The organism is Frankia tisae, from assembly GCF_025403405.1.
GTDB classification, from domain to species: Bacteria; Actinomycetota; Actinomycetes; order Frankiales; family Frankiaceae; genus Frankia; species Frankia tisai.
Genome location: NZ_JANEZT010000265.1, coordinates 1 through 9,677, shown reverse-complemented (window position 1 = coordinate 9,677; position 9,677 = coordinate 1). Strand labels below are relative to the sequence as shown.

At 65.7% G+C, this 9,677-nt stretch carries 7 protein-coding genes and 1 pseudogene; 2 read left to right on the top strand and 6 right to left on the bottom strand.

Annotated elements, in window-relative coordinates; all coding sequences use genetic code 11:
• Positions 1–119: 119 nt before the first annotated feature.
• Positions 120–1,052, bottom strand: coding sequence for a PAS domain-containing hybrid sensor histidine kinase/response regulator family protein (locus NBZ85_RS32770; protein WP_308205043.1), 933 nt, complete (start codon positions 1,050–1,052; stop codon positions 120–122).
• Between the two features lie 102 nt (positions 1,053–1,154).
• The gene (locus NBZ85_RS21920) at positions 1,155–2,249 is read right to left on the bottom strand and encodes a PLP-dependent cysteine synthase family protein (protein ID WP_261558750.1); all 1,095 of its coding nucleotides are present in this window, start codon (positions 2,247–2,249) and stop codon (positions 1,155–1,157) included.
• Positions 2,250–2,370: 121 nt separating this feature from the next.
• On the opposite strand from NBZ85_RS21920, the gene mshB reads away from it, so the two are divergent.
• Entirely contained in the window at positions 2,371–3,246 is an 876-nt protein-coding gene (gene mshB / locus NBZ85_RS21915) for an N-acetyl-1-D-myo-inositol-2-amino-2-deoxy-alpha-D-glucopyranoside deacetylase (RefSeq protein ID WP_264762089.1), read from the top strand.
• Positions 3,247–3,282: 36 nt separating this feature from the next.
• Here the strand turns inward: mshB and NBZ85_RS21910 are convergent, their stop codons facing one another.
• Positions 3,283–3,480 (bottom strand): DUF1918 domain-containing protein, encoded by a 198-nt coding sequence (locus tag NBZ85_RS21910; RefSeq protein ID WP_261562515.1) that lies wholly within the window; start codon positions 3,478–3,480, stop codon positions 3,283–3,285.
• Positions 3,481–3,750: 270 nt separating this feature from the next.
• Positions 3,751–5,655, bottom strand: a complete 1,905-nt coding sequence (locus NBZ85_RS21905) for a glycosyl hydrolase (protein WP_261558747.1) — start codon at positions 5,653–5,655, stop codon at positions 3,751–3,753.
• 594 nt (positions 5,656–6,249) lie between these two features.
• Here NBZ85_RS21905 and NBZ85_RS21900 point away from each other — a divergent pair.
• Positions 6,250–6,951, top strand: a pseudogene (locus tag NBZ85_RS21900) (IS66 family transposase); the annotation flags it as partial.
• A 143-nt stretch (positions 6,952–7,094) separates the two neighbouring features.
• Here NBZ85_RS21900 and NBZ85_RS21895 read toward each other — a convergent pair.
• Both NBZ85_RS21895 and NBZ85_RS21890 read right to left on the bottom strand, forming a co-directional pair.
• Entirely contained in the window at positions 7,095–8,813 is a 1,719-nt protein-coding gene (locus NBZ85_RS21895; protein ID WP_261562514.1) for a hypothetical protein, read from the bottom strand.
• A gap of 533 nt (positions 8,814–9,346) precedes the next feature.
• A partial coding sequence (locus NBZ85_RS21890; RefSeq protein ID WP_261562513.1) for a transposase occupies positions 9,347–9,677 on the bottom strand: 331 nt, incomplete at its 5' end.

Genomic DNA, 9,677 nt, shown 5'->3' with positions numbered 1-9,677 from the left:
GGTTTTGGGTTGTTCGCGCTGGCGGGTCAGCTTGCAGGGGGTTCGACGGCGGTGCGGATCATGCCTTACTCCACCGCCGGAACCTCGCATGAGCCCACGCGCAGCCCCGTCCCGGCTCATCAGGGGCTGTCGAGAGCCTCCCGCACCTTCTCGAGAAGAACCGTCTTGGAGAAGGGTTTCTCCAGCAGGTAGACGCCCGCGTCCAGCTTTCCCTGAGTGGTGAGGATCGGATGGGTGTAGCCGGACATGTACAGCACCCGGATCGCGGGCCGCGCCGCCCGGATCCGGTTGGCGAGCTCCCGGCCCTGCATCCGCGGCATGATGATGTCGGTGAGCAACAGGTGGATGTCACCGTGGTGTTCGATAGCGATGGAGCATGCTTCCAGAGCGGACGGGGCGGTGAGGACCTGGTAGCCGTTGCGGGTGAGGATGCGGCGCGTGACCTCACGCAGGGCGTCCTCGTCCTCGACGACGAGGATCGTCGCTTCGCTGCGCGCGGGGTCCGCATCCAGGGGTTGCTCGTCCGCGGTGATCGGGACGGCGTCGGTTGCCGGGATGGTGCCGCTCACGGTCGTCCTGACCCCGATCTCCGATGTGATCTCCGCGTGCCCCCCGGCCTGCGCGATGATGCCGTATATCGGCGCGAGGCCGAGCCCCGAACCCGCCCCCTTGGGCTTGGTGGTGAAGAACGGCTCGGACACCCGCGCCAGGGTGTCGGCGGACATGCCGACTCCGCTGTCCTGGACACTGAGCCGCACATGCCGGCCGGCTTCGAGACCAGGTCGCCCCGCTATGTAGTCGACGTCGACGGTGGCGGTGGCGGTGGCGGTGGCGGTGAAGTATCCGATGCGGTACGTCGAGTGCACCCCGCGGGTGCTCCTCGGAACCAGGATTTCGATGGGCTGACCGATGAGATCTTCGCGCGGATAGCAGAACAGGCGCTCCGCCTGCACATTGGCCAGGACTATCCAACCATCGTCCCGCACTTCGATGATGGCGTCCGAAGCCGCGCCCAGGAGATCTCGGGCGAGATCCTGCGACAGGCTACTCATCAAATCACCACAATCGGTAATTGAAGATAAGTTTACTGTAATCAAAGATGACCGTAGCAGCGGTCCCCGACCATCGCCAACCGGCGGTGCCGGGCGCCACCGTCAGTCCGGCCACCTGCCGGCGGCCGTGGCGCGCTGGAGGATCTCGGTGAACGGCTGCGGGTCGAGGCCGGCCGCCATGAGCCACGTGTCGGAATAGCAGGTGTCGGCGTACCGTTCCCCGCCGTCGCAGAGCAGCGTGACCACGCTGCCATGGCGGCCCGAGGACACCAGCTCGCAGGCCAGCAGCACCGTGCCCCACAGGTTCGTCCCGGTCGACGCACCTGCCTTGCGGCCGGTCAGCGTTTCCAGCAACCGCAGGGCCGCGATGGACGCCGCGTCGGGGACAGCGATCATCCGATCGATGATCGAGGGCAGGAAGCTCGGCTCCACGCGGGGGCGACCGATCCCCTCGATGCGCGAGGTGCCCACGGGGCCCACGAGGCCCTGGCCGTCCCCGGTCGACCAGTACCGGTGGAACACGGAGTTCTCCGGGTCGACGACGCACAGCGTGGTGTCGTGGCGGCGGTAGCGGAGGTACCGCCCAATCGTGGCGCTGGTGCCACCGGTGCCGGCTCCGACGACGATCCAGCGGGGAACCGGGTGGCGTTCGAACGCCATCTGCCTGAAGATCGACTCGGCGATGTTGTTGTTGCCGCGCCAGTCCGTCACCCGTTCCGCGTAGGTGAACTGGTCCATGTAGTGACCGTCCGTCGCCTCGGCGAGGCGCCTGGCCTCCGCATAGACCGACCCGGCATCCTCGACGAGATGGCATCGCCCCTGCTCGCGTTCGATCAGCGCGATCTTCTGGCTGCTCGTCAGGGCCGGCATCACCGCGATGAAGGGCAGCCCGAGCATGCGGGCGAAGTACGCCTCCGAGACCGCGGTGGACCCCGACGACGCCTCGACGATCGTCGTACCCTCCCGGATCCAGCCGTTACACAGCCCGTAGAGGAACAGCGACCGCCCGAGCCGGTGCTTCAGCGAGCCGGTGGGATGGGTGGACTCGTCCTTCAGGTAGATGTCGACGCCCCGGTCCGCCGGCCACAGGTGCAGCGGGATCAGATGGGTGTCGGCGGACCGGTTGGCGTCGGCCTCGACCCAGCGGATCGCCTCGTCGATCCACCGCCGGTCGGGTCTGCCCGGGGTGCCGAACATGTGTCCACCTCGCCTTCGCGTACGCGGCCGGGACATCGAGGTGCGAACCCCGACCACCGCTCATAGGGTCGGTCCCGTGCCTGCCGAACCTGGTGCCGCCACCGCGCCCGAACGCTGTGTTCTGTTCGTGCATGCCCACCCGGACGACGAGGTGATCGCAACCGGGGCGACGATGGCCTACTACGCCGCCGATCGTGATACCCGGGTCGTCCTCGTCACCTGCACGCTGGGGGAGATGGGAGAGGTGCTGCTCCCCGAGCTGATCAATCTGCGGGCCGACCACGCGGACCAGCTCGGTGGGTACCGGATCGGGGAGCTGGAGCGGGCCTGCGCCGCCCTCGGGGTCACGGATCACCGCTTCCTCGGTGGCGCCGGCCGCTGGCGGGACAGCGGGATGATGGACAGCCCCTCGAACGCGGATCCGCGCTGCTTCTGGCGGGCTGATCTGACGGCGGCGTCCGAGGCGCTGGTACGGATCGTGCGGGAGGTCCGCCCGCAGGTGATGGTGACCTACAACGCGATCGGGGACTACGGGCACCCGGATCACATCCGCGCGCACGACGTGACCGTACGGGCGTTCGACGATGCCGCCGATCCGGATTTCGCGCCGGAGGCCGGCGAACCATGGCGGGTCTCGAAGCTGTACGAGACGGCGTTGCCCCGGTCCGCCGTCGATGCCGCCGTCGATCAGATCTGGCGGTCCGATCTCGCGAAGACCGAGCCCGAGGGGATTACCATGCCCTCGGACATGCTGCTGTCGATCCCCGACGCCAAGGTCACCACGAGGATCGAGGCCCCCGCCTTCTTCGCGGCGAAGGTCGAGGCGATGCGGGCGCACCGCACCCAGATGACCGTCGACGGCTTCTTCTTCGCTCTGGTCAACGGGGACGGGCAGGCGACGAGAGCCACCGAGCACTACGTGCTGGCGCGGGGGAAGGTGGGCCCCGCCGCCGCGTCAGGCAAGGAGGACGACCTGTTCGCCGGACTGGTCGCCTGACGGCGGTGCGGCGCTGTTGCCCCGCACCGATCGGCTCTACCTCCGGTCGCGGCTGGGGCGTACTTCGACCGGCAGGTCCGTGTTGGGGACATACCACGCCTGGCTGCCGTCGTCCCAGCGGACGATGTACGGCGGTTTTCCGCCGTCCCCGCGGAGCTCAATGATCACGCCGTGGCGTTCACCGCGGCCGAGGAGTTTCTTCTGGATGAGTCGATCTCCGACTTTGGCATACATGACGTCACCGGTACGAATCATGCCATTGCCTTCCCTCTCGCCGCAACACCCCTTCTGGCACCGAGCCAGGGTCATCGACCCTCGGGTGGCGAGATTACCTACCAAAAGCTGGACCTGCGTGCGTTGTCAGACGAATTGAGGGCGCCCTCACGTGCGTGTCTACCCGGGTGCAGGCCCTTGTACCGCTCGACAGCCTCCAGATCTTCAAGCGATGAGCGCCCTTGCCCGCGGACCGGGGTCCGCGGGCAAGGGCGCTCGAATCCGCGCTAACTACGGCTTGGCCGAATATAGCTGTTTATAGCGTGCCGCAGCGCTGGAGTTCCGATAGAAGCACCCGTTGCCGATCGGTCGATACAGGTTGGACCCGACGTTGTTCTGATCACAGTTGTTGAAGTAGTACTCGTACGCGAATCCCTTGCCGGCATGGGCCACGAACCAGTCGTACATCCACTGGACATAGTTGGCGCTGTCGCCCCCGCCGTTGCTGCCGCTGCCGCTGACCACCCCCCATTCCCCGACACCGAACAGTTTGTTGTGGGCCTGGGCGAAGTTGTACCAGTAGTTCAGCCCTCCGGGTGCGTTGGCCTGGGCGTCGAACGCGGCCTTCGTCGTGGACGGCGGGTAGTGGTCGTAGGCGTCGAGACCGACCCCGTCGGCCCAGGCGTCACCCGGGTAGAGCTCCATCGGGTTGTGGCTCGGCGGGTTCTGTGAGTAGTGGGCGTTGAGGCACCAGCAGATGGTGGGGTCCGGTTCGGCCGTCGAGTTGATGGCGTCCGCGACATGCCGGAAGCAGTTGACGTAGTCGGTCGGGTTGGTGCCCGCCCACTGGTACCAGTCGCCGTTACTCTCCCAGCCGAGCCGGAGGAAGGAGTTCTGCCGGCCATAGGTGTTCAGGAATGTGCCGAAGGTCCGCCAGTACGAGTCGTAGGCGCCGGTCGCGCAGGTGGCGTTACTGGCACCGATGTTCTCCGGGAACGGCGGGATGGAGATGATCAGTCGGCCCGGCCAGGTGGCGAACGTCCGCAGCAGATCCGCCGGCTGGGTAACGTTCGTCCAGTTGTTCCGGGTCACATAGAGCAGGACGAAGTCACAGGGGGCGCCCCGCCAGTTGCAGAACGCTTCGAGGTTCTGCTGGTTCATGACCGGGTCGGGGAAGGTACCGCTCAGCCACGGCTTGCCCGAGCGGGGGCCGGCGTACGACGGGGGCGCGGTCGGCGGCGCCGTGGTGGTGATCTCGGCGCGGTCGAATCCGATGTTGTTCCCGGTGGACGTGGCGTTGCGGTGCCCGTCGTTCGTGTACGTCAGGGTGTGCGCGCCGGCCGTCAGCACGTTCGAGGTGTACAGCAGGGTCACGGTGGAATCAGGAGCGTACGTGTCGGTGACGGCCGGTTGGGCGCCATCGATCCGGAACGTCCCGAACCCGTTGGCCCAACCCTTGACCCCATAGACGTTGATCTGGGTGCCGGTGAACCGGATCGTGACGACCGCGCCGGGGACACCGGTGTAGTACAGGCTGTTGTTGGGTGAGGCAACACAGCCGACGCAGGCCATCCAGCCGGTCGAGTAGGCGACCTGGTTGTTTCCGGTACCGATCGCGGTGTCCTCGACGGTGGTCGCCGTCTGGGCCGGTGGCGGTGGCGGTGGCGGCGCCGGGTCGGTGGCCACCTCGGCGCGGTCGAAGGCGACGTAGTAGCCGTTGGACGCCGGGTTCCGATCGTGGACGTTCGTGATCTTTACGACGTGGGGGCCCCCCGAGAGCCGTCCCGAGCTGAACACCAGGGTGGCGGCAACGGTCGTGGAGAAGGTGTCCACGACGGTTGGCGTGTCGCCGTCGACGCTGAAGGCGGCGTGCCCGCCTCCCGGCGCCTTGATGCCGAAGATGTTGACCTGGGAGCCGGTGAACCGAACCGTGGCGATGGCACCGAAGTTGGTCGAATACCGATAGCTGCTGTTGAGGGCACTGGGCGCGCATCCGCTGCACTGGGTCCAGGTTCCCGAGTAGGAGACCTGGTTGTTTCCGGTGCCGATGGCGGTGTCCTCGATCGTGGTTGTGGCGGCGCTCGCCGGCATCGCCAGCGCCCAGTTGCTCCCCATGACGCTGGCCAGGGCCACGGCCGCCCAGCCGAGCCGGCCGCGAAGCCTGGTCGTGGTCCGGCGCCGGCGTGGACGTCGCACCGACCGGTGCCGCGGCTCGATCCGCGTGTGGCCAGATCTGGGTGGCCGCCCGCGCCGACGGCGGGCCATCCCGCCCATCCGTACGCCGGGCCGGCGGCGCAGGTGGACCCCTCCATCACCGCCGCCGGAATTCTCCTCCGGTCGGGAACCAGTCCCGTCCGGTATGTCTTCCGCCTGCATTCTCTCGTCCCGTCCTGGGTCGCGGATATATGACCTTGCGGTCGTCGATGAACGTCATTTCCATCGACCGGGACAGACGTTAGATCCAAGGGTCAGTTCAACATGGTTATGCGCTATTCTCAGGAGATTCGACGCGCAGTTCTCCGCCGGGGTGAAGACCGGCAACGGGGTGAAGACCGGCAACGCCGATGTTGTTCCACCGGACCGGATGGAAGGCGCCCAGAGTAGGCTGTTGCCTTGCGGGCAGGCAGGCAGGACGCGCCGGGCTACGCGTTTTCGATCGCTCTCAGCTTGCACACAGGTTGTGCGGTGAGCACCGAAGCCCCCGCAACGCCAGGGAGCTGCCGGGAAATAACTTCGGTTCTTGATCTGCGCCTGGGGTCGTGGGCTGCCTGTCGTGGTGGAGGGGATCAAGGCGGTGCTGGCGGAGAAGTTCGCCGGGTTACTCTCGATGTTCCGCCTCCGCCACCCCGGCCGCACGTGACCGAATACCGGGTCGTGGCGCGGACCTGCCCCTGCTGTGGGAAGACGACCCCGGGGGGCCGGGCCGCCCGCCTGCTCACCACGACGTTCCTGCCACGGGTGAAAGAGCTGATCGCCGCCGTGCCGGTCGCGCATGCCGATGAGACCACCGCCCGCGCCGACAGCGCGCTGCGCTACCTCCAGTCGCCTGCACCGACTATCTCACCGTGATGCACGTCGGGGACCGCACCGCCGCCACGATCGACGCCGGCGGGGTCTGGCCGACGTTCACCGGCACCCTGGCCCGCGACGGCTACACCGGCTACGCCCACCTGACCGGCGCGCTGCACGCCTGGTGCGGAGCCCACCTGCTCCGCGACCTGCGCCAGGTCCACGACACCGACCCGGCCGGGCAGGTCTTGGGCGGACGCGATGGCCACCACCCTGCTCGACGCCCACCACGCCGCGTGCGCCGCCCGCCTCGCCGGTCAGACCGCCCTCGATCCCGAGATCCTCGCCCGTATCCGTAACCACTACCTCGGCGCGCTCGCCCGCGGCGAGGTCGACAACCACGGCACACGCAGCCCCCTGGCCACCGACGCGCGGACGTTGATCCGCCGGTTCCGCCGCTACGAGAACATGATCCTGCGGTTCGCCACCGGTCCCTGGCCACCCCCAGCAGCCCAACCCGCCTGACCGCACCGCCAAGGGCCCGCGCCCTCAGCTGAACAGCTACGTATGTGCCGCCACGCCAGAGAGGTGATGGATTTCATCGACCGGACAATCCCAAGCCGTGGTCATGAGTCGCTAGCCGAGCCAGTCAGGTTCCACAGCTGACCTGACTGGCCGCAGGACTCTACCGGAAGACTCGTTCCAACAGAGGTTGCAGTCAGACAGCCGCGAGTCTCCTCGTTCCAGATCGCATAACTGTCGCCCTCCGGGGTGAGGATCCACTTTTGATTGCCGGGAAGATTGCAGGCATCACTGTCGGAGCTTTCCGCGATATAGGCATAGTTGGAGCCGTCCGATGCCCTGACTAAGGTAAGGTATCCATATCCAGTATCGCCCCCATCTGCAGCAGTAAAGCTCTGGCCAACGGAACCAATGAATACCCTCCCGCTATCGCCGCAAACCCCGATATGCCAGATCTGATTTTTGTTGTATCCACCGTTGTTGGGCCGGGCGACCTGAAGCGCGCTCGCGTAGGTGGTATCGGACTGGCCGTCTATCGTTGGTATCCGAGTGTCCAGCGGAATCGAGCCGCCCGCGGGGTTCGGAATGTCCAGGTTGTAATCTTGTCCGGCGATACTTCTCGAGATCTCCGCATGCACAGACGGCGGGAGGAGTCCCGTGAGTGGGCTGAAGGAACCGAGGTGGCCGGCTGGGCTCGGCTCTGTGGGGCTCGGCTCTGTGGGGCTCGGCTCTGTGGGGCTCGGCTCTGTCGAGCCCTGGGAGGTCGTCGGAGCCTGGGTCGACTGGAGAGTTCTCCCGGCAGCCGTCTTGGAGTTTCCGCGCCCCAGTAGCACTCCCCCAGCGACCACCGCGCAAAGGGCGAGGACGCAGGCGAACGCAATGGCGGGCCTCGGTCGCGCGCGACGGATGGCCAGTGGTTGGGCGATTGGTATTTGAGGATGGGCCTGGGGATAGAAGGCCGGCGGCTGCGGTTGGGCGATTGGTATTTGAGGATGGGCCTGGGGATAGAAGGCCGGCGGCTGCGGTTGGGCGATTGGTATTTGAGGATGGGCCTGGGGATAGAAGGTCGGCGGCTGCGGTTGGGTAGCCGGGCGCTGCGGGGGGCTCGGCGGTGCGTTCGGCGAGGTATTGTCCAATACTATGTGGTATCGTTTTGCGATCTCATCCCATTCCATTTGCTGATCCCACGCCTTGCCGTGACCGTTGTAGTTCGATTCGCGGAGACTGTTGAGCGCCACGGCGGCCTGCGCGGCCAGCGCAGCTATCCATGGCTTGGCTTCGAGCTGCCTCCTCCACTCCGCTTCGGGGGTGTCTTTTTGCCAAACGATGTCCTGCTCTCTTATCAGCCATTTCCCTTGCTGCGGTTCTTTCTTCGTCCATGCCTTTAGTTTGTTATAGACCTTTACTGCATCGCCGTGAAAGTTAGAATAGTGCCTTTCATCGTCGAAGCCGATCAGTATGGGCAAAATCGTGCAGATGCCGCCGCTCTTGTCATTGCATACGTACGTTGAGTAGTACTCGATTTCGGCTATACAAAAGTCTTTGTGGTGGTCAAAGAATTCGGGCGTCATGATGACAACCATGAAGGCGGACTGGCTCAGCGCTTCGAAGACCTGCCTGTTGGTCTCGCTGAAGGTCGGTGTCCAATCGGGATCGTAACGGTTTGCGGGCGGGTGATAAAGGTGCAGATCAAGACTGTCGTTTTCGGGCAGATGAATCAGTTTCGCCATTTCATCTTTGAGTACCGCCGCAACTCTTTCCGCTATGTGGTAATTTTCTCCGGCGAAACTCATAAATCCGTCGGACAGCTTGCCTTCTACCACGATTCTTCTCTTCCACGAGGCTCGGGGAACCGGGCGTGGTTTTCGGTGCCGATTGCCACAACCACGACTATGGACGTCGCGCAAAATGCGTCGCCGCCAGGTGTACTTTGTTTGCGACAGACGACATTTTTCTATTCTCCTGAGGCCTGTGTCAGCAACATGCTAACGCGGGCCCCGCTGTGCCAGGAGGCATGCGCTTCCTTTACGGGATTGCAGTGGTGCCGACCAAGTGCGGCAGGTTCGCACGATTGACTGTTTGTGGCCGCATGCACCAGGCGCTGCCGACCGGGCAAACTACGTTGATCTCGATATGACTCTGCGCCACACGGCCCCCTCGCCGACCCCGCCGCGTGCGCCGGACCCTGCCGTCATTGACGGGCCCACGCTCTACCCGCAGACAAGGCCTGATTGTCACGGTTCGGTCACAAGAATACCCCGCCATCATCCTCTGGGTGCACCGCCGCTCGCAATCCGCAGTCAGGTATGGGACACCGACGCGACGGTTTCGTCCTGGCCTGGTCCCGGTGGAAGGGTCATTGCAAAGTCGTGTTTGTGCTGGTCATGAGGGTGATCGCCTGGTCGGGGTGGCGGGCGTGGTGGCGTAGGGCTCGGGCGATGTTGGTGAAGCCGGCGAACCGGGGCAGAATGATCACCAGGTTGCGGAGAGCGGCCATGACCTGGGGTCCGCTGCCGGTACGAGCCTGGTGAAGGTCTTCACCCAGTGTGACGTCACGGACCCAGTGCAGCCGGTTCTCGATGGCCCAGTGGCCCCGGATCCAGGTGGCCAGTTCGGCCGGGAGGGCGTCCTGGGCGGGCAGGGTGCAGATCGCGTAGGCAGTCTCCCGTCGCCGGCGGCGCTTGCCC